This is a genomic window from uncultured Mailhella sp. (assembly GCF_944324575.1).
In the GTDB taxonomy this organism is placed as follows: Bacteria; Desulfobacterota; Desulfovibrionia; order Desulfovibrionales; family Desulfovibrionaceae; genus Mailhella.
On record NZ_CALUWV010000046.1, the window covers coordinates 1 to 19,123 of the forward strand.

Genomic DNA, 19,123 nt, shown 5'->3' on the forward strand with positions numbered 1-19,123 from the left:
CCGGCGCGGACTCCTGACGTCGTCCGCGGGCCCCAGAGCTTCGAGCAGACGCTCTCCCCCAAAAACATCTGGAAATCTCTTCCAAGCACACCGGTGCTTCCGCAAAGCGGAGCACCGGTCGGCCAGCCGCAGGCGGGCGCAGCCGCGCACGCCTGCACTGAGAGTGCAGCCCGAAGCGCGTCCGCCGGGCCTTCCGGCCTTTGCGTCAAGCCCTGCCCTGCCGCCTTTTCAAAGCCCGACGTCCGGCATCCGCAGACACCCGCCGCGCGGCGCAGCCGCAAGGCAACCATGGGGGCCCGGGGGAGATTATCTCCCCCGGCGGGGCCGGGGGCAGCGCCCCCGATTCTTCCCCGATTCTCTCCCGATTCTCCCTCTCCTTCTCCTCCCCTGTTCCTCTCTTGCCGTGCCTTTGTTCCGCGTCATTTCTCTCCTGTGAAAACTTGAAGTCGGCGCGGAATGCGGGTATTTTAGTGTCGTTTTACCCCGCCATTCTTTTTGGGAAGCCATGGCCGAGGCCATCCGCGCGGGAAGGGAAATGGTCCGCGCGAGCTTCGGCAGACAGTCTGCAAAGGGATTCCGTGATGACAGAAGACGGCAACACTCTGGGAATATACAACAACTACATCAAGCTTCTCAAGCTTCAGATACAGCGTCCAAGTCTGAACAGACCGGACTTTTCAAGACTCTGCGATTACATCGAAGAAACGTCACCGCAGGACTCCACGCCGCATCTTCTGCGCATCACGAGGGTGCGCTATCGGGAAAAGAAGAATCTCATAAAAGCGGCGGGAAGCTACATTCAGACCTGTTACACGCTGAACGTCCCTTTTTTCTGCGTGCTTTGCTCCCACCGGGGCGAAGTTTCGCTGTACTACGGCATATTCGACCGCAGGATGGACACGCAGGCGTCGAAGGCGCTGGTTGCGGCCTTTGACGCGTTCTTTCCCGGGTGCGAAACGCAGCCTGCCGACAACAACGAGCTGCATGAGCTTCTGCAGACACATCTGCACCGGAAAGTGATACTCGGCATTCCCGACACAAAAAGACCGGACAAGAACGGAGACAGGGAAAAAAGCGACGAGGCGCCCGATGCCGAATTCGGCATGGAGCGCATTGCCGACGCGGCCGGAGACAACAGCTTTGCCCTGGTGGTGACGGCCTTTCCTCTGTCGCAGGAGAAGATCACCGACTACCAGAACTGCATAGCCTCCACGCTCAACGTGCTGCATCCTTTAATCAAGGCCTCCACGCAGGCCTCGCACACCGAGCAGAGCGGCACGAACGACAGCTTTTCCGCAGGCGTGAACAACAGCTCAAGCGAAGCGGAAAGCTCGTCGTCCTCCACCTCGCAGGCCATGCGTCAGGGGAATCTCGGTTCCCGCCTGGCCTCGGACATTCCCAACTTTTTCACGGGCGGAGGCAGCAGCCTCAAAAACGAATCCGAGCAGCGGGGAACGCAGTCGACGCGGCAGAGCGGTACGAACAAAACGGTGAGTCACGGCGTGAACAACTCGCAGGCGCAGACTTCCGCCGTCACCATCGAAACCATTTCCAAGGAAGCGCAGTTTCTCGAAAGTCTGCTCGAAAAGCTGTATCAGCGCACCCAGGAGAGCCTTGGTACGGGCATGTGGAACACGGTGTGCACCATCATGGCCGACGACGACAGCACCGCGAACATGATCGGGGACGTGTTCCGCGGCCTCATGAGCGGGCCGGGCAGCTTTGCCGAGCCGCTGCGCTGTCTCGACGTGCCGTCCACGTTCAATCCGTTCCGCATTCTGCGCACGTCCGGGCGCGGCGTGCAGAAGCTCGGCGAGGCATATGAAGGCATGTCCACGTATCTCACATCGACGGAGCTCACCCGCTACATGGCGCCGCCGCTGCACGACATGCCCGGCCTTGAAGTGCAGAAGCTCGTGGAATACTCCCGCTTTCTGCCGAAGATGTCCACGCAGGAGGACAGCGTGGATCTCGGCGTCATTCTGGACCGGGGCAGGCGCACCTGGCATCCGTTCCGCATTCCGCTCGACAGGCTCAACCGTCACTGCTTCATCACCGGGGCCACGGGTTCGGGCAAAAGCACCACCATACGGGGCCTGCTCACCGGGCTCTGGCGCGAGCATCACATTCCGTTTCTGGTCATTGATCCGGTGAAGGCCGAATATGAGGCGCTGCGCGAACAGATACCCGAACTTCAGGTGTACACGCTCGGCCGTTCGTCCACCGAGTTTGCGCTCAATCCCTTTTCCTTTGAGCCGTCCGTGGGGCTCACGCCGCACATCGACTATCTCAAGGCGGCGTTCAACGCCTCGCTCGGCATGTATTCAAGCATGCCCTACATTCTGGAAGACATCATATACAAGGCCTACGCCGACTGCGGCTGGGATCTGCACACGGGCGAGAATCCCGCGCTCGAGGCCTGCCGGAAACTGCTCGGCGAGCCGGGCGACAATCTGCGGGATCTTTTTCTGCCCACGCTCTCCATGCTGGTGCCCATGGTGGAAGACGCCATAAACACCTTCTTCCCCAACGCCACGGACTACAGCGGCAGTCTGCTCGGCGCCATACGCTCCCGCCTGAGCAGCATGACGAAGGGCGCCAAGGGCGACGTGCTCGACCGCCGTTTCTCCACGCCCATGGCGGACCTGCTGCGCCGCCCCTGCGTGCTCGAACTGTGGCCCTTCTCCGACAACGAGGAAAAGGGCTTCGTCATGAGCCTGCTGCTGCTCAAGCTCTTTGAATGCCGTCAGGCGGAGGCGCTTGAACGCCCGCAGAGCGCGGGACTTCGGCACGTTCTCGTCATCGAGGAGGCGCATCGCCTGCTTGCCAGGCCCAGGGGCGGCTCCGAAACAAAAGGCAGCGGCCGCGACAAGGGCGTGGAAGTGTTCGCCGACATGCTGGCGGAAATACGTTCCTACGGGCAGGGCATCATCATTGCCGACCAGATACCCGCCAAGCTCATCGACGACGTGGTCAAGAACACAGACATCAAAATAGCGCATCGCATCCTTGCGCGCGACGACAAGGAAACGCTGGCCTCCTGCATGCTGCTCGACAAGCCGCAGACCGAAGATCTGGCGCGTCTGCACCGGGGCACGGCGGCCGTGTTCTTTGAAGGCATGGAAAAGCCCGCGCACGTGCTCGTCATTCCCGCCGGGGAAAGGGCGCCCGCCCCCGCCGATGCGCCCGTCACTCCCGCCCCCGACAGGCCGGAACAGCACGTGTTCAGCAGAAACGCCGCTTCGGTGCGCATGAACGAAAAGTCCCGGCTCCTCTGGTTCGAGCACGTGCGGCGTCTCGGCACGCTCACGCTCATGCTCGGCCCTGACGAACTCACGGCACTGCGCCGCAGCACCGTTGTTCTGCCCGAAGGCTTCGGCCGGGATCGCCTGGCATCCTGCCTCTCCGAAGGCTTCTGCCTTCTCATGGACGAGCTTTCCGCCGCAGGCGTTCCGGCCGCATGGAGCACGCGCCTTTGCAGCGCGCTGTACCGCGTGCTGCTCGACTGGCTTCTCGAAAACGACCTGCGCGCCTCGTGGGAAACCACGCGCAGACTCTCGCTGAAATACGGCATCACGCGCATGGCCGAAGCCGGAGACGGCACGCTGGACTTTGCCGACGAGCTCATCCGCATATTCGTGCGCTCGCGGCAGAGCTTCTTTCAGACGGGCATGACGCAGGCGCTGCAAGGCTGCGTCAACGCCGCAGGCCCGTCCACGGCCGTGCAGGAATGTCTTGCCGGATTCATCCGCGAGATGTACGCCCCCGTGGAACCTTCGCCGCAGCTCATGGCGGAAAGCGGCATGCGTCTGCTGTCCAAGGTGCGCTCGGACGATCCCGGCATCATCGAGGCCGCGGCCCTTCATGCAAACCTTCTGAAAAACATGGTGCGCGAACTGTCGTGCGCCGGGGAGAACCATCATGCTCGGCAGTCATGATCTCAGTACCATGGCAGGCGTCGCCACGCTCGCCGCGTCAGGCAGCCGGCTGGCCACCGCCGCCACGCCCGCCCAGAAAATAGAAGCCGACCTCGTGAGCGTGAAGGAAAAGAGCCTGGGCGCGGAAAAGACGGCCACGGGCAAAACCGAATACGTCATGGCCACGATGGTGGAGGAAAAATACCTCACCACGGGCAATCTGTCGGATCTGTGCAGCGCCGTGAAAAACGGCGAAATCCCTTCCGGCTCGCTGGTTCTGCGCAGCCTCGCCGACATTCTCAATCTGCTCACCTTCAATCTTCTGCACGGCGTTCTCGATCCCGTCCGCCTCGAGCCCCACGCCCGGCAGAAGCTCCTCGTGCGCAGCTACAGTTCCGAAACCGTGAACGGCGTGCGCCAGGAATCCGAGCGCACGCTGAACAGCGATGAGGAGCGCATCAAGCGATATCAGCCCGGCGAAGACTCGCCCCAGCACATTCTGGTCACGCGCGAGGAAAAAATACTCCAGAACGATCAGGAAGTGCGCCACATTACGCATGTTCAGGAGACGGCCTACACGATTGCCGAGGGCTCCAGCGTGAACGACGTGGAGTCGGCACGTCTGGCCATGGCCGAAGGCAGCGGCGTCACTCTGAAGGACACGGCCGTGATCGAGCAGCAGATCGTGAGCACGACGCAGCACGTGAAGACCACGGACGGCAAGGAAACCATCATGATCGCCAATTTCGACGTGGGCAAATATCTGGGACGCAACGGCCTCTACAATCAGAGCGACGTGGAGAGTTCCGGCACCGTCAGCCGGCGCACCTACCTCATCGAAGACCCGGAGGCGCGGGGCCTTGACGGCAGACTCGACACCGTGGACCTGTCCAGTAACGGCACGCTCGTGGAAGAGAAAAGTTCCGAGATTGAGCCGCAGCACACGAGCGTGGACAAAAAGCCGGAATTCAGCGAGGGCTACCTGTCGTACGTGCCCGTGGCGGGGTCGATCACCAACATCGGCGCCAAGCTGCATTACGGCGCGGAGATAGGAGCCTCAGACGCGTTCTGGGCCACGCTCGACATGGCCGGCGGCGCCGGCGTGGTGGCGGGACTTGCGGGCAAGACAGCGGCCAAATCGCTGGCCAAAAGCGCCGTAAGCGCGGGAGCCAGAACCGAAGTTGCGGCCGCAGGCGGCAAAACCGTGCTGCGGGAAAGCGTGGAGGAAAGCTCGGAAAAGCTGGTCGGCAAGCTCAAGCCGAACACCAAGTACACGGAAAACGGTTACCTCAGCGTGAGCGACGAGATGGGACGCCTCAAGAAGATTTCCGGCGAGCTTCAGCTCAATCCGGCCACGCGCGACCTTGCGGCGCAGAACACGGCGCGCAGCATGGGCCTTGCCACGGACGACGCCGGACACATGATAGGCGCGCGCTTCAACGGGCCTTCCGGCCTGCCCAACCTCGTGCCGCAGGACGCGCATCTCAACCGCGGCGCGTGGAAGAAAATGGAAAACCAGTTTGAAAAGCATCTGCGCGAGGGCAGCAAGGTCACCGTGGACGTGCGGCCGAACTACACGGGCAGCAATCTGCGACCGGACTCGTTTTCCGTGCGCTACCGGGTGGACGACGGAAGAACGTACACGAAATATTTTGAAAACACAGGAGCTGCTGCATGAACCTCGGTCCCTTTTTCCAGAGCCTTGCCGAAACCGTGCTTCCCTTTCTGCCCAAGGGCTGGAAGAGCGTGCGCCTTGAGGCCGAATTCGAGGCCGACGCCGCGAGCTTTGACCTGGAAGTGCGCCTTGCCGACGACGCGACCGACGGCGTGGAACTCGACGGTGCCGCCGCAAAGCGCGTTCTGACAACGCTCAAAGCCCTGCGCGCCGCCAATGCCGACATTTCCGGCGAGCCCTTTGCCGGAGCCGAGCTTACCATACACAGCAGCGGCAGCTTTGAAAGCAGCTTCACTTACGGAGAACACTGATGGCCTGCTGTCCGAAATGCCGGAAAAGCTTTACCGAAGGCACGTTCTGCCCGGCGTGCGGCACCAGGCTCGTGCCCGCAGGCCCAGACGTTTCAGACGAAGCCGCCCTCTCTTCCGCCGCGCCCGACATCGACCCCTGCCCCGCGTGCGGAGCCCTGATCAGCACCCCCGACTGGAAGTTCTGCCCCTTCTGCGGCAACAGCCACCCGAAAAGACGGGAAAACCGCGTGCAGGCTCAGGAACCGTCCGCCGACTTCTCCGAGGCGGAAAAAAACTTTTCCTTTGCGCTGAAGGTCGCGCTTGCCGACGGCGTCATCTCGCCGAAGGAAAAAGTCTTTCTGATGAACCGGTGGAAAGAACTGGGACTGCCCGAAGGCTGCCTCGACATCGTCATGGGCTGCCTGTCTTCATTCATGGTGTCCGACGATGCGGTGACGCACGAGAGGCCTGCTCTGGAAACGGTCACAGGCATCACGGCCGCCGCCTTGAACGCCCAGCCGGAAGCCCGGGAAGAAGCGGCCCCCCGGAGCGAACCGGAAGCCCGGCAGAGCCCTGTGGAAGAGCCCGCTCCACGAAAGGAACCGGAAAGCCGGGAGGAACCCGCTCCACAAAAGGCCCCGGAGCCCGTGGAAGAGACGCCCGTCCGCCCGGATCAGCCTGAGGCCATGAGCGCTCTTACCCTGGCCCTCCTGGACAAAAGCCGCACCAGAGAAAGCGTGCTGAATGCCGTAAAAGAGCTGCTTTGCGCAGGCGTGTCCCCCAAAATGCTGAGCCGTCACGTCATTCTCACGCTCGGCGCTACCGTCAAGGACAACTCCGACTGCTACATCGCCCCGTTCTTCGACAAGAAGAAGCTGCAACATGCGCCCTTTGCTCTTCCTGCCGTGTGCAACGAACAGAAGGTGCTGTTCTACTTTGACAATACCATCTTCGGAAAGGGGGACGAAGGCTTTCTTCTCACCGACGACACATTCTACTCGTCGACAAGGAAAATGAACGTTCTGCCCTACGCGTCCATGACCTCCGTTCGCGCCGACAAGAAAAAGCTTTTCATCAACGGCGTGCACATACATGCTTCCACGTCGGAAGAGAAGATTTCCGCCTTTCATTCCATGCTGACCATTCTCTCCGACCTGTGGACGGCCTCGAAAGAGATGCAGCATGACGCCCTTACAGATGACCAGAAAAAAAAGATTCAGGAATACTCGCTGCTTTTGAACAGCGCCATCGACTGCTGGGACACTGATGCCTTTATCTGTCACGCCCGCCGCATACTTGCCCTGCGCAGCGACAGAGAAAAGCTGTGCAAGGAAGTCATTCTGCACGTCGGCCAAACAACAGGCAACAGTATTTTCCTCTGCGCTGAGCCTTCCTTCAACATGAGCCTGCTTGCTGCCGACTCGTTCGTGAACCGCGCCGTTCAGGCCGAAGAAGAGCTGCTTCTGTATTTCTCAAAGGCCGAGAACGAGGGATTCGTGCTCACGAACAAGGCCCTGTACTCCTCGGAACACACGCTGCTCCGTCTGCCCCTCGCCGCCTTCGACTCCGTCACCGGCACAAGGGAAGGAGCCGTCATCCAGATCAACGGCCATTCGTGTCCCATGGTGTCTCTTCCCGGCGATATGTTCGAAAGACTCCTGTATCTTTTCAAGCTCATCACCATCATCCAGAAACTCGAACCGACGCCGTCCCAGGAATAACACGAAAACGCTTCTTCATGCCCGAAGTGCCGCAAAAGCTTTCCCGAAGGCGCGTTCTGCCCGGATTGCCACGCAAGACTCGTGAAGGACAAAACGGAAACGTCCGCCTCTTCCGCCGCTCCCGTCGCCCCCTGTCCCGCGTGCGGCTCGCTGAGCAACGAACCGGGCTGGACGGTCTGCCGCTCCTGCAACACGCCCCGCCCGGAAAGACCGGGCAGCCGCGAGCAGGCTCCCTCCGCCGACTTTTCCGAAGCAGAAAAACCGTTCTCCATCGCCCTGCAAACGGCTCTTGCCGACGGCGTCATCACGCGGCAGGAAAAAGCCTTTCTTCTGGACACGGGGAAAAAGCTGGGACTGCCCGAAAGCTATCTCGACATCGTTATGAAGAGTCTGACCCCGTTCATGGAGCCGGACGAACCGGTGAAGCACGAGCGGAAGATGCCGTTCTCAAAAAACGCCATCGACTCCGAGGCCAGCCCGGACGCGCAGTCGGAAAATACGGCGCATTCCGCTCCACAAAAGGACCCGAACCCCGTGGAAGAGACGCCCGTCCGCCCGGACCGGCCTGAGGACATGAGCGCTCTTACCCATGCTCTCATGGACAAAAGCCACACCAGAGAAAGCGTGCTGAACGCCGCAAAACCGCTGCTTCGCGCAGGCGTGTCCCCAAAAACGCTGAGCCGTCACGTCATTCTCACGCTCGGAGCCGCCGTCAAGGACGATTCCGACTGCTACGTCGCTCCACTCTTCGACATAAAAAAGCTGAAAAAGGCCCCCTTTGCCCTTCCTGCCGTGCTCGACGGGCAAAAACAGCTGTTCTACTTCGACAATACCATGTTCGGAAAAGGGGACGAGGGCTTTCTTCTCACCGACGACACGTTCTACTCGTCGACGACGAGCATGAACGTTCTGCCCTATGCGTCCATAACGTCCACAGCCCTTAACAAGAAAAAGCTTTTCATCAACGGCGTGCCCATCGAGGCTTCCGAGTCGAAGGACAATCTCCCCACCTTTTATTTCATGCTGACCGTTCTCTCCGAGTTGTGGAAGGACTCGAAAGAAAGGCAATACACCGGCCTTACGAATGTCCACCCAAAAACGCTCAGGAAATTCCTCCGGCTGCTGAGCAGCTACACCGACTCCCGGGACCCTTATGAGCAGAAAAAAAAGCTCAGGGAATTCCGCATACTGCTGAACAGCTACACCGACTCCCGGGACCCTTATGCCTTTACCGGTTACGTGCGCCGCATGCTTGCCCTGCGCAGCGACAGGGATCAGCTCTGCAGGGAGGTCATTCTGTACGTCGGCAAAAAAATAAAGGATGATTTCGACATCTACGTCGTGCCCTCCTTCAAAATGAGCAGGCTTTGCAAGGCCCCATTCGTCACCCGCGCCGTTCAGGCCGATGAAGAGCTGCTTCTGTATTTCTCAGCATACGGCAATGAGGGATTCCTGCTCACGAACAAAGCCCTGTACTCATCAAACAAATTGCTGGGCCGTGTGCCCTACTACGCCATCGACTTCGTCGTCGGCGACATGAAAAACTGCTCCATTAAGATCCTCCGTCAGGAGCTTCCCATGAAACATGTTTCCGACGAGCGTTTCAAAACTCTCCAGTATCTCTTTGAGCTCATTTCCATCATTCAAAAAGTTACGCCTCTGCAGTCCTAGAAAAAACAAAGAAGGTTCCTCATGCCCCGCTGCCCTCAATGCCGGAAAAGCTTTACCGAAGGCACGTTCTGCCCGGATTGCCACGCAAGACTCGTGAAGGACGAACCGGAAACGTCCGCCTCTTCCGCCGCGCCCGACATCGACCCCTGTCCCGCGTGCGGCTCGCTGAGCAGTGCTCCCGGCAGCGCGGTTCGCCGCGTCTGCAACAGCCCATAACGAGAGAAAAGGCAGCGCGGACGGCCTGCGCTGCCTTTTCTGTCTTTCCTGCCTTTCTATCCGGTGCGCAGTTCCGGGGGGAGCTGGCGGCGCGTGCGTTCGGATTCATACGACTCCCGGCAGTGGTTAGGCTCCCACCAGAACAGGCGATCAATCACACGTCGCGGCCATGCGCGCACGCCGTCCTGTTCCCAGCGCCATGCCCTGCTGCTCATTGTCTCGTCGGGCCAGCCGGCGAGGAGCGCGTTGACGAGCTGATCCGCCGCAATGAGCACGGCTTTGAGATACGTCACAGGGCAAGGCCTTCGGGAAGCGCGTAGTCGGGGCTGACGGCCTCGACGTCTTCGGCATTGCCTGCGGCGCTGATTTCATCCTCATACCTCTGCCTCTGTCCGGTAAGAAAACCCACGGCCACGGCAAAGGCTTCGGCCTTTTTTATGATGCGGGACACCAGTTCCGCCTTGTCCATGCCGCGGCCTGCGGCAAGGGCGTCAATGAGCGGCGTGTCTGCCGCGCTGTCGGCAAGCCAGGCGCGGGCTTCGGCTTCCTGCTTGTCGAAGGTGAGCAGTTCAGCGTCGGGATAGGTGGCCACGAGGGCCGACACGGCCTCATCGTAGGCGGCGTTGACTTCCGCAAGCCTTGCCGTCTTCACCTCTTCAAGGGAAGGCGGGGCGGGCGGCTCCTCTTCGGTGACGAGTTCGGGATGCTCTCTGGCAAGCGCATCAACAGCGCTCCACTCCTCTGCCCAGAATCCATGATTCGGAACGTGACGCGGAATGTCTCCGCTCGTCACGACATAGCTTCCGTCTTCTCTGCGAACAATGCTGTCGTACATCAGTAACTCGTCCTTATGGCAATGATGATCTGCGTATTGCCGTTTTTCACGTTGACCGCCGAACCTCCGGCAAGACGTCCGGCGTAAAAGCTGGCCACCGTTCCAGAAGCCGTCGCCTGCATCCTCAGAACCCCCCATGAGCCGCCGTCGGGAAGATATTCCACACCGCTGTTTGGCTGGATACCGTAAAACATGACGTCGCTGCCGTTTATTACATGATTGTTTCCCCAGCGTAGGTCGCCGTCTGGGTAGCCGACAAGCGCCTTGAAGTTGCTCGACGACTTTGCAGCGATAAGCTGAAACGTCCCCTGCAATACCCCTCCGCCAAGAGAGTCGCAGTTTATGCCGTACAGATTGAGAGCCGCGCCGTTCGTGTCATTCTGCGAGCGCAGGGAAAGGCGGGACGTGCCGTCGTCGCGGCCGACAAGGGCCACAAAGTCCACCAGCGACGACAAGAGTCGTGCGTCAAGCGTGCTTGCCCAGGTTCCGTCGCCGCGCAGGGGGCGATTCTGTGCGCCCTTGGCGGGAGCGGGCACGAGTCCGGCCGCGCCTGCCGCCGAAGACGTGGCGCCTGTCATGACTTTTGAAAGCTTCTCTTCAAGGGTAGAAAAGTCTTCCGTGACAGCAGTATCCTGAGCTTTCACGTCGGCCATGAGCTGACGTATGGCGTTGTTGATGCCCGAAGGCGGACAGCCTTCGGCAATGTTGATGCCCGATATCGTGGTGTTCAGATTCGGGTCGGTATTGTAATCAGATACAGCCATGCTGACTCCTTTGCGTTGTTGCCGCATCCGGGAACGCCCGGACGCCTCAGCCCTTTCTGCCGCTCATGCGGGGACGCACGAGCCTGCGCCTTCTTGCGCCGTTGTCCGTTCCGGCCTGCGGAAGGGAGTGCCCGTCGGCTTCCGCTTCCGCGGCAACGGCTGCGCCCAAAGGACGCACGGCTTCGGAAAAGCGCTCGGGAGACAGGCCGGAAAGGTCTTCGGGCCGCCCGTTCGCCACTACGGAAGCGGTCGAACCTGCGGGATTGTTCCGTTCCGCAAATCTGGCCTGCGCCCGCCTCTGCGCGTCGAGGCTCCTCATGCCCTCCAGCGTGTCGAGACCGGCTCGGCCCACGAGCTGCCCGAGGCTTCTTTCGCCGTTGTTTCCGGCAAGCATGGAAAGCCCGGCAATGACGGCGGCGGAGGCAGGATCGCTCCGCACCGCGTCCCATGCCTGATTCGTATACTGCATACGCCTTTCAGTCTCCGCAAAGGGAGAAACAAAACCTTCAAACATATTATTACCTTAAGATAAATATTCGCTGGAGTGCCGCGAAAGCTGTACCGCTCCGGACACGCTGTACGGGCTCGGGGCTTGCACGACACCCGCCGCGCTTGACGGCGGAAGTAAATTCCGGCCTGCCGCCGCCCGAGTTCCGCCACCGCCCGTCTGCCCCGGACACACTGTACGAACGCAGAACTTGCACGACGGGCATGGCATTTAACGCCGGAAGTGAATTCCGGCTATTTATGCCCGTCGGCCGGGCTCCTGATGTCGCCCGGGGCCCCAGAGCGTTGAGAGACGGTCATTCCGCTGCAAACAAAAGCCCGCCCGAGCTTCGAGAAACGGCAGTTCAGGTCAGCGACGGCTTTCCAGAGCGTTGACCCGACGCTCTCCCTTAAAAATCTGGAAATCCTTCCAACCTCACCGATGTTGCGCGCAGCGGAACATCGGTCGGCCAGCCGCAGGCGGGTGCGGCAGCACACGCCTGCACTGAGATTGCAGCCCGAAACGCATCCGCCGAGGCTTCCGGCCTTTGCGTCACGTTCTTCCCTGCCCTTCCCGTTCAGCGCTCCGACTTCGCGTTTTGCCGAGTGCCCATAAGAAGCTGAAAGGAATGAGGGGGCCCGGGGGAAATCATTTCCCCCGGCGGGGTTCGGGGCAGCGCCCCGTCTGCTCCGGCCTGTCCCCTTCCTCTTTCCTGCCTTTCCTGCCTTTTCTGCCTTTCCTGTGTTTAGAACAGTCCGAGGAGGCCGCCGAGGGCAGCGCCGCCGAGGGCCCAGGGGCTGGTGAGGGCTGCGGTGCCGGAGAGGCCGGAGAGGGCTGCGCCGGTGCCCCAGCCTGCGAGGCCTGCGCCGAGCACGTTGCCGAGGGTGGAGCCGGAGCTTTGCTGACCGGTGGTGGTGGTTGTTCCGCCGTAGCTGCCCTGAATGAGGTTGTTGTAGTTCTGGAGGGCCTGAAGGGGCTTGTTCTGGTTGTAGTTCCAGCGGTCGATATCGGCGTTGATGAGCTGCTGATTGTAGTCGTCGAGCATGCCGCCCGCTTCGGAGAGGGCGGCGGCGTCGGTATAGGCCTGATTGGCGAGCTGCTGACCGGTCTGGGATGCGGCTATCTGCTGTCCGACGGCGGCATTGTAGAGCTGACCGGCGGAGGTTGCGGCATCGGCGCGCCTGTCCCAGAGGGAGGAATACATATCGTTTGCGAGATTGTTTGCCGCGTCGGCCGAGGCGGCGGCGTGGGCGCCGGAGCCGTAGCGTCCGGCGACGCTGAAGTTGCCGTTTATGGACGACTGCGCCTGACTGTTTGCGCGGTCATAGAGCTCGTCGACATAAGGATTGTCTTCGGAGGCCATCTGATTGAGGACATTCAGGCCCTGATTGTTTTCCAGCGCCTGCCCTGAGGTGATGTTGCTTATGGCGTTCGACGCGCCGGTGATGAGGGGGCTGCCGTTCTGCGCGCGGTCGGCCTGCATCTGGAGGGCCTCTTTGGACCAGTCGGACTGTCCGGCCACGGTCTGACCGGGGTAATAGTCCGGGGAGAGCTGTCCGTTGTTGTAGAGATTCTGCGCCTGCTGAAAGATATCCTGCAAATACGGCTGCTGCCCGGCCCACGGGTCAGCCTTCTGCACCGTGGTGGTGGAGCCTCCGCCTTTTCCGCCCATGTTGTTTCTCCTACAGTTTTGCCGTCCATGCGGGCAGCGATTCTCTGGCGTACACGGTCACGAGACCGGGCACGTTTTCGTTGGTGTCGTAGTACCAGCACGCGCCGGGCACCTCGCCGATGACCCTTGCGCCCAGTCTGCGAATGAACTTCACGGCGCGCCTGTTGCAGAGGGGCGTCACGCCGATGAGGGTATCGAGCCTGAAAGAGCCGCTTTCGTTTTTCTCCCAGAGCAGGGCGCCCAGGGAGAACAGACCGAAGCCCAGCACGGCGGAACGTCTGTCTCTGGTGCGGGCCGTGCCCATGGGCAGCGTGCAGAAATGCACCCGCGCGCTCTTTCCCTCAAGATTCGTGAGATACACGAAGCCGCACGGCACGCCGCGGAACAGAACAATCCACGGATGCACGTCGTCCTGACGCATCCAGCGGCAGAAGGCGGGGCCGTCCACGGGGGGCATGCAGTAGGTCACGGCGCGATCGCGTCCGGCGGCGCGCACCATGGCCCAGAAGCGCATGAAATCCCTGTCGGAAAGGTCGGTCTTGTAGATTCTGGCAAATTCCCCCACGCTATGCGCCTCCCCTGCCGAGTCCGCCGAGAATGCTGCCGAGCGCGGAGGACAGAACATCGCTTTCCTGCCACGCCGCGCCCGAAGCCGCCGGGCCCGAAGCCGCCGCGCCGGAAATGCCGGAAGAGCCCGACGGCACGGAAGGCACGCCGGGGCCGAAGTTTCCGGCGGAAGGCTGAGCGCCGAGCGCAAGCGCGTTTCCCGCGCCGGGCATGAGGGAGGCGTTGAACACGCCCTGCCAGGAGGCGTCGGAGGCATTCTGCGCCGTTTCTGCGGGGGAAGCGACGCGCTGGAAGAGCCCGAGCAGACCGCCGAGGGCGGAGGCGTCGAAGTTCTGCCGCCCGGCGGGCAGGGTTGCGCCGGAAGGCACGGCTGCGCCCGCGCCCTGCGAGGGATTCACGCGAAGGCCGGGGGCCGACGTGCCGGAAGATGAGCCGGAAGAAATCTTTCTCTGATACAGTCCTGTCATGCGCTTGCTCCTTGTTTCTGGTTCACGCCGCTTCCGCCGTCGCCGAGAAGCGCCCAGGCAAAGGCGCATTCTCCCGGCGGCGCGGCAAAACGAAAGGTCATGCTGCCCTGCGTCATGGCGGAAAGCCACCACACGGCGGAGGCCGCGGCGGCGTCCAGCGGAATGAGCAGCGCCAGACGCCCCGCCCGGCCGCGGTCGTCCCGAATGGTAATCTCCGACTCTGCCCCGGCGCACGTGGCCGTGCCGACATTGGCGGTGTCGCCGCGGAGCGCGGCGTTCACGGCCGAGGCCAGGGCCAGCATCTGCGCGGGCGTGGCCTCGGGCATCTGCGACACGAAAGTCGCCATCGTTTCCCTCCTGCAACACGAAAACACGCCCGGCTGCCGGACGGCCCATTTCTTCAGCGTCTCCGCGAACCTGCACGGCGCGCCCCGCTTTTGCGTGCTTCCGGCAACGGGGGCCCCGCGCCCGGCGGCGTCACCATCCGCCTTCCTTTTCCACCAGCACTTCCACGCCCACGGCATGACTCCATGAGGCTCCGGCGGGAATCTTCACCCGCGCGGCCAGGTAGACGGTGGAAAGATGCTGACAGCACAGCCCCTCGCGCTGCTGCGGCGCAAAGACGCCGAAACGCCGCTCGTCCATCTGCCGGCTGCGGAAAATCGGCATGGCTTCGGCGGCCGCCGCGTCCACGAGCGGACGCAGGCCGTGAAGCATCATTCTTTCGCCGCCCGTTTCCGCCGTGTCGATGACGGCCTCGAGCGCGTCGCCGTTGAATCCGGCAAGCCTGTGCTCCGTGGAAAAGCAGGAAAGCCCCTTGCGGCCGTTCCTGAGCGCCGCCGAATCGAGCGAGGCAAAGGGCAGATGATCGAGATCGCCGAAGGCATCCAGCTCTTCCAGCGTGAGTCCGCGCGTGTAGTCGGCAAACAGCGTTTCCATGGCCATTTCGCCCCACGACCAGCGGTCCACGGCGTAGTTGTAGACAAGCACCCTGTCGAGCACGCCCGGCGGCGCGTTTTCGGACGGGAAGGCCCACAGGGCCAGACGGTTCTGGGCATCGTGCACGCCGGTCACCTCTTCCAGACGGTCCGAGGCGCAGGCGTCGAAAAACCACTGATCCACGCGCTCCACGCCTATGCCCTTCACCGAGGAACCGTCGGTCATGCGCCAGCCGTCCTCCGAAAGGTAGACGCACGCGCCGCCGCACACCACGGGCGAGTGCGGCGCAATGCAGCCGCGCTCCCTGTCCACCTCGTCGAACTGAAAGATGTAGGGCATGCCCACGTAGGTGGCGCGCCGAATGCCGCGCTCCAGAAAAATGAGCCCGTCCGCGCCGCCCACGCCGCCCACGACGGCCTGCACCCGTCCGCCCGTGGGAAAGATCTGCATGTCCGACTGCACATACTGCGCCTCGTTGCTGCCCGGCTCCGGCCACTCGTCGGGCCGGTCGAGTCCCGACCAGCGCACGGCTTCGGGGCGATCCGTCAGGCGGCCCAGCACCAGAAAGTCCCGCACCACGCCGAGCACCTCGCCCGAAGGCGCGCCCTCCACGGGCAAAAACTCCCCGGCGCTGCCCGAAGTCACGGCGCTTTTCATGAGCGTCGTGCCGTAGAGCGCGTACACGGCAGAACCGTATTCGGCAAACTCACGCACGTCGGAAATCGCCTGTCCGGCGTATTTCTCCGCCCATTCTCCGCCTTCAAGCGCATATATGCCGCTCTTCACGGCGGCAAAGGTGAGCAGATTGCCGCCCGTATCCTTCAGGGAAAAGGCGGCAAGCACCCGCTCGGAAAGCGCGGGATGCAAAAGCGGCGACAGCCCGGAAAGCGGCCTGTAGCCGCGACGGGCCGGAATCACGTTCTTCGCTTCCGGAGCCTGCGCGCCGTCAAGAAGCGCGGCGTCCGGCTCCCACGGCCCGAACTCGAGTCTCGTCATGCCTGCTGCCATTCCACCACCTCCTGCCACACGGCGCTTCCTCCGGGACGAGGCCTCCAGAGCGCCTCATCCTCAGGCATCCTCTGCCACAGCGTTTCGGGCACGTCGTCGCGCCGCGCCCACGTCCAGCCCTTGTACTCGGGAAACACGCTCCCCACGCCCCGCGCCGAGCCCGTGCCGGAAAGCGCGAGCACCCGCACGAGCAAAGCCGAGCCTTTGCCGAAGGCGTCGCCCGGGCACGCAAGGCCGACAAGACGCATGATCGCCATGCCGCCGAACGCGCGCCCCCCTGCCTCTTCCGGCACGACCGGCTTCACGCGAAACAGCGTGAAGAGCGAAGAGCCCGCGGCCCCGTCCCGCGCCGCAAGGGGCATGAGACGAAAAAACGCCGCGTTTCCGCCCGCCCGGGCAGAAAGCGCCGGGCCGTCCACAAGGCGCACTCTGGCAAGGGCCGCGCGTTCTCCTGCCACCGCCTCGCCCTCTCCGGAAAGGGCAAGCTCAGCCACCGCAAAAAACGAGGCCGCAGCTTCCCCCAGACCCTGCGAAAGCCCGGACACGCGCACGCGAAGCGCCTTTGCCTCCTGCGAGGACACGGCAGAAAACGCCGCGCTGCCGTCGCGCGTCCGGACAAACGCCATGCCTGCCGCGCTTTCCGCCGCTCCCCGCACGGAAAGGGAACGCTCTCTTTCCGCCTGCACGGAGCCCGAGGCCCGGGCAGGGGACGCCGGGCCGTCCACAAGGCGCACTCTGGCAAGGGTCGCGCGCTCTCCGGCCACCGCCTCGCCCTCTCCGGAAAGGGCAAGCTCGGCCACCGCAAAAAACGCGGCCGCAGCTTCCCCCAGCCCCTGCGAAAGCCCGGATACGCGCACGCGAAGCGCCTTTGCTCCCTGCGAGGACACGGCAGAAAACGCCGCTCTGCCGTCGCGCAGTCGGGCAAACGCCATGCCTGCCGCGCTTTCCGCCGCTCCCCGCACGGAAAGGGGCCGCTCTCTTTCCGCCTGCACGGAGCCCGAGGCCCGGGCGCCTTCCTTCAGCGCGTCGCCGCGCACGCGAAGGAACACGAGCGTCTGCCGGGATGCCGCCCCGGCACTCTTGTCAGAAAGCCCGACGCAGCGCTTGCGCAGGGCAGAAAAAGACTGTCCGGCCCGCGCCTTTTCCGAGGCCGAAAGGCCGTACACGCCCGCGCGCGTCCAGAATCCGTCGTCGAGAGACGCGGGAAGCGCGTCGAGCACGCCCCACGCGTCCAGAGCGTCGATGCTCTGCGGCGGCGGAAGTATGTCGAAGAACTCCGCCACGGGCTAATCCATGGTGAGCGTGAGATTCTTGGCGTTCACGCGGTAAATGTCTCCTGCAAGCAGCTCCTTGGGCGTGGTGATGCTGCCGTACCACATAAGGTTGCCGCTCGTGGCCGCGTCGAAGAGCCCCCAGGCCACGGCCGTGCCCCAGCTCGCCGTGGCCGTGGGAAACTCCAGGGCCGCCGAGTTCGACATGCTGCCCGAAGACGGCGTGCCGAAAGTCACCTGCCTGCGCGCGTACGAGCCGCCCGACACCTCGGTGCCGCCGCCCGTCTCGCCCGGGGCCACGGTAAAAAGCGCGAGATAATACGGCCCCGCATCCTTGAACAGCGTGAGCAGCCTGTCTTCGCCGTGATTGGTCAGACTCATGTCATACCCTCCTTGTCGGGCGCATGGTGATGTTGGCCGTGAACCGCGCCCGCTGTTCACTCTCCTCCGCCTTCCTTTTGGCGGCGGCATAATACTGCGTCCACGTCTCGAGCGGCACGCTTCCTCTTGTGAACGGCCCGCTTTCCACCAGCGCGCCGTACAGATACAGATCCGGAGCCGTCAGAAGCACGGCGTTGTCCGGCTGATTCTCGCCGAGCGGCTCCACTTCCGCGTAGTAGGTGAGGTACAGCGTGCCGTCCGCATCCGGCGCGGGCAGAAGAAACAGGTCTCGCCCGATGATGGTGTACTCCCGCACGCTTCCCGGAACTCTTCGCTGGCCGTAGGTGTCGGGCGGCGCATAGGCGAGGTTCGCCGTCGAGCCGTCCTGCGCCTCAAAGGTGAGGTCGCGCATCTCCAGAAACACGTCCCAGTTGCCCGGCTGCCTGCGCCACGGCAGAGGCACGGCGCTCTGCCCGGCAGAGACGTCGGTTTCCGCTCTTCGTTCCATCACCCGAAGCCGCAGTTCCCGGTTCATGCGCCGCTCAGCAAGCGCGATGAACGCAGGTATGCGCTCCGTCAGATCGTCGCGGCCGAGATAGTCGGCCACGGCTTCGCAAAGTCCTTTCCAGCTTGTGAAATCAGCCATCTTTTTCCCCAGAAAACTGCCAGTCCGCTTATGGCCTTGTCCCCCCGAGGCGTCGGGGCAAGGCCCTGCCCACACACAGCGCCGGAGGAAAAGCGCCGTCTTTGCCGCCCCTCTTCCGCCCATGAGCATCGGAACGGCTCCGCCTTCAAAACGCGCCGTCCTTTTCCAGATTGCCGTCAGCGGCATGAGCGCTTGACATCATCAAGCTTTTGCCCCAAAAACAATCGTGAGGCTTGGGGACGCGCTTCCTTCAGTGGGAGTCTTGAACGCATCTTCGGGCCTTTTTTATTTTCCCCCTCATGCCGACAACGTCTCTGCCTTCAGCGTAGCAGAGCCCGGCCGCGCGGCACACGGGACGCCTTTTCAAAGGCACGGCGCAAAAAACGGACGCAACCCCCTGTTCTGCGCCCGCTCTCAACGCTCCGCCCCCTCACCCGCTCCCCGCGCGCCCGCCGTGTCCGGCCAAAAGCGGCAGCATCCTCTTGCGGAGCGCGTCAAGCTCCGGTATGCTGGAGCCATTGGAAACGCCGTCAGCAGAGACACGCTCGCTGCGTATTCCGTGCACATCATGTGTATCGGTCAAAGGATGGAAGGCG

Annotated in this window: 18 protein-coding genes; 6 read left to right on the forward strand and 12 right to left on the reverse strand. The window is 62.7% G+C overall.

Annotated features, from left to right (window positions below):
* The first annotated feature begins 581 nt into the window (after positions 1 to 581).
* From Q0J81_RS06950 to Q0J81_RS06975, 6 genes are all read left to right on the forward strand, one after another.
* Positions 582 to 3,938, forward strand: coding sequence for a DUF87 domain-containing protein (locus Q0J81_RS06950; RefSeq protein ID WP_294446817.1), 3,357 nt, complete (start codon positions 582 to 584; stop codon positions 3,936 to 3,938).
* Positions 3,922 to 5,595 carry a DNA/RNA non-specific endonuclease gene (locus Q0J81_RS06955; protein ID WP_294446795.1) on the forward strand — a complete coding sequence of 558 codons (1,674 nt, stop codon included), beginning with the start codon at positions 3,922 to 3,924 and terminating at the stop codon, positions 5,593 to 5,595. The genes Q0J81_RS06950 and Q0J81_RS06955 overlap by 17 nt, the downstream gene beginning before the upstream one ends.
* Entirely contained in the window at positions 5,592 to 5,903 is a 312-nt protein-coding gene (locus Q0J81_RS06960; RefSeq protein ID WP_294446796.1) for a hypothetical protein, read from the forward strand. The genes Q0J81_RS06955 and Q0J81_RS06960 overlap by 4 nt, the downstream gene beginning before the upstream one ends.
* Entirely contained in the window at positions 5,903 to 7,603 is a 1,701-nt protein-coding gene (locus Q0J81_RS06965) for a zinc ribbon domain-containing protein (protein ID WP_294446798.1), read from the forward strand. The genes Q0J81_RS06960 and Q0J81_RS06965 overlap by 1 nt, the downstream gene beginning before the upstream one ends.
* An 81-nt stretch (positions 7,604 to 7,684) precedes the next feature.
* On the forward strand, positions 7,685 to 9,274 hold the full coding sequence (locus tag Q0J81_RS06970; protein ID WP_294446799.1) for a hypothetical protein: 1,590 nt from the start codon (positions 7,685 to 7,687) through the stop codon (positions 9,272 to 9,274).
* 21 nt (positions 9,275 to 9,295) lie between these two features.
* On the forward strand, positions 9,296 to 9,490 hold the full coding sequence (locus tag Q0J81_RS06975) for a hypothetical protein (protein ID WP_294446800.1): 195 nt from the start codon (positions 9,296 to 9,298) through the stop codon (positions 9,488 to 9,490).
* Between the two features lie 56 nt (positions 9,491 to 9,546).
* Here the strand turns inward: Q0J81_RS06975 and Q0J81_RS06980 are convergent, their stop codons facing one another.
* From Q0J81_RS06980 to Q0J81_RS07035, 12 genes are all read right to left on the reverse strand, one after another.
* Entirely contained in the window at positions 9,547 to 9,783 is a 237-nt protein-coding gene (locus Q0J81_RS06980; RefSeq protein ID WP_294446802.1) for a pseudouridine synthase, read from the reverse strand.
* Entirely contained in the window at positions 9,780 to 10,325 is a 546-nt protein-coding gene (locus Q0J81_RS06985) for a hypothetical protein (RefSeq protein WP_294446804.1), read from the reverse strand. The genes Q0J81_RS06980 and Q0J81_RS06985 overlap by 4 nt, the downstream gene beginning before the upstream one ends.
* Positions 10,325 to 11,089, reverse strand: coding sequence for a hypothetical protein (locus Q0J81_RS06990; protein ID WP_294446805.1), 765 nt, complete (start codon positions 11,087 to 11,089; stop codon positions 10,325 to 10,327). The genes Q0J81_RS06985 and Q0J81_RS06990 overlap by 1 nt, the downstream gene beginning before the upstream one ends.
* A gap of 46 nt (positions 11,090 to 11,135) precedes the next feature.
* Positions 11,136 to 11,558 carry a hypothetical protein gene (locus Q0J81_RS06995; RefSeq protein ID WP_294446806.1) on the reverse strand — a complete coding sequence of 141 codons (423 nt, stop codon included), beginning with the start codon at positions 11,556 to 11,558 and terminating at the stop codon, positions 11,136 to 11,138.
* Between the two features lie 763 nt (positions 11,559 to 12,321).
* Positions 12,322 to 13,248, reverse strand: coding sequence for a hypothetical protein (locus Q0J81_RS07000; protein ID WP_294446807.1), 927 nt, complete (start codon positions 13,246 to 13,248; stop codon positions 12,322 to 12,324).
* Between the two features lie 10 nt (positions 13,249 to 13,258).
* A complete protein-coding gene (locus tag Q0J81_RS07005) occupies positions 13,259 to 13,813 on the reverse strand; it encodes a hypothetical protein (RefSeq protein WP_294446808.1) in 555 nt (184 codons plus the stop codon).
* 1 nt (position 13,814) lies between these two features.
* Positions 13,815 to 14,282, reverse strand: coding sequence for a hypothetical protein (locus Q0J81_RS07010; protein WP_294446809.1), 468 nt, complete (start codon positions 14,280 to 14,282; stop codon positions 13,815 to 13,817).
* Positions 14,279 to 14,629, reverse strand: coding sequence for a hypothetical protein (locus Q0J81_RS07015; RefSeq protein ID WP_294446810.1), 351 nt, complete (start codon positions 14,627 to 14,629; stop codon positions 14,279 to 14,281). The genes Q0J81_RS07010 and Q0J81_RS07015 overlap by 4 nt, the downstream gene beginning before the upstream one ends.
* Before the next feature lie 130 nt (positions 14,630 to 14,759).
* On the reverse strand, positions 14,760 to 16,229 hold the full coding sequence (locus tag Q0J81_RS07020) for a hypothetical protein (protein ID WP_294446813.1): 1,470 nt from the start codon (positions 16,227 to 16,229) through the stop codon (positions 14,760 to 14,762).
* On the reverse strand, positions 16,214 to 17,512 hold the full coding sequence (locus tag Q0J81_RS07025; protein WP_294446814.1) for a hypothetical protein: 1,299 nt from the start codon (positions 17,510 to 17,512) through the stop codon (positions 16,214 to 16,216). The genes Q0J81_RS07020 and Q0J81_RS07025 overlap by 16 nt, the downstream gene beginning before the upstream one ends.
* Before the next feature lie 3 nt (positions 17,513 to 17,515).
* Complete coding sequence (locus Q0J81_RS07030) at positions 17,516 to 17,881, reverse strand: hypothetical protein (protein WP_294446815.1); 366 nt, start codon at positions 17,879 to 17,881, stop codon at positions 17,516 to 17,518.
* Between the two features lies 1 nt (position 17,882).
* Entirely contained in the window at positions 17,883 to 18,527 is a 645-nt protein-coding gene (locus Q0J81_RS07035) for a hypothetical protein (protein ID WP_294446816.1), read from the reverse strand.
* Positions 18,528 to 19,123: the final 596 nt, after the last annotated feature.

Excerpts from the sequence above, each read along its gene's own strand:
- Q0J81_RS06995 (WP_294446806.1), bottom strand. The coding sequence starts at position 11,558 with ATGCAGTATACGAATCAGGCATGGGACGCGGTGCGGAGCGATCCTGCC.
- Q0J81_RS06975 (WP_294446800.1), top strand. The coding sequence starts at position 9,296 with ATGCCCCGCTGCCCTCAATGCCGGAAAAGCTTTACCGAAGGCACGTTC.
- Q0J81_RS07030 (WP_294446815.1), bottom strand. The coding sequence starts at position 17,881 with ATGAGTCTGACCAATCACGGCGAAGACAGGCTGCTCACGCTGTTCAAG.
- Q0J81_RS06950 (WP_294446817.1), top strand. The coding sequence starts at position 582 with ATGACAGAAGACGGCAACACTCTGGGAATATACAACAACTACATCAAG.
- Q0J81_RS06990 (WP_294446805.1), bottom strand. The coding sequence starts at position 11,089 with ATGGCTGTATCTGATTACAATACCGACCCGAATCTGAACACCACGATA.
- Q0J81_RS06955 (WP_294446795.1), top strand. The coding sequence starts at position 3,922 with ATGCTCGGCAGTCATGATCTCAGTACCATGGCAGGCGTCGCCACGCTC.
- Q0J81_RS07000 (WP_294446807.1), bottom strand. The coding sequence starts at position 13,248 with ATGGGCGGAAAAGGCGGAGGCTCCACCACCACGGTGCAGAAGGCTGAC.
- Q0J81_RS06960 (WP_294446796.1), top strand. The coding sequence starts at position 5,592 with ATGAACCTCGGTCCCTTTTTCCAGAGCCTTGCCGAAACCGTGCTTCCC.
- Q0J81_RS07015 (WP_294446810.1), bottom strand. The coding sequence starts at position 14,629 with ATGGCGACTTTCGTGTCGCAGATGCCCGAGGCCACGCCCGCGCAGATG.
- Q0J81_RS07020 (WP_294446813.1), bottom strand. The coding sequence starts at position 16,229 with ATGGCAGCAGGCATGACGAGACTCGAGTTCGGGCCGTGGGAGCCGGAC.
- Q0J81_RS06985 (WP_294446804.1), bottom strand. The coding sequence starts at position 10,325 with ATGTACGACAGCATTGTTCGCAGAGAAGACGGAAGCTATGTCGTGACG.
- Q0J81_RS06965 (WP_294446798.1), top strand. The coding sequence starts at position 5,903 with ATGGCCTGCTGTCCGAAATGCCGGAAAAGCTTTACCGAAGGCACGTTC.
- Q0J81_RS07035 (WP_294446816.1), bottom strand. The coding sequence starts at position 18,527 with ATGGCTGATTTCACAAGCTGGAAAGGACTTTGCGAAGCCGTGGCCGAC.
- Q0J81_RS07010 (WP_294446809.1), bottom strand. The coding sequence starts at position 14,282 with ATGACAGGACTGTATCAGAGAAAGATTTCTTCCGGCTCATCTTCCGGC.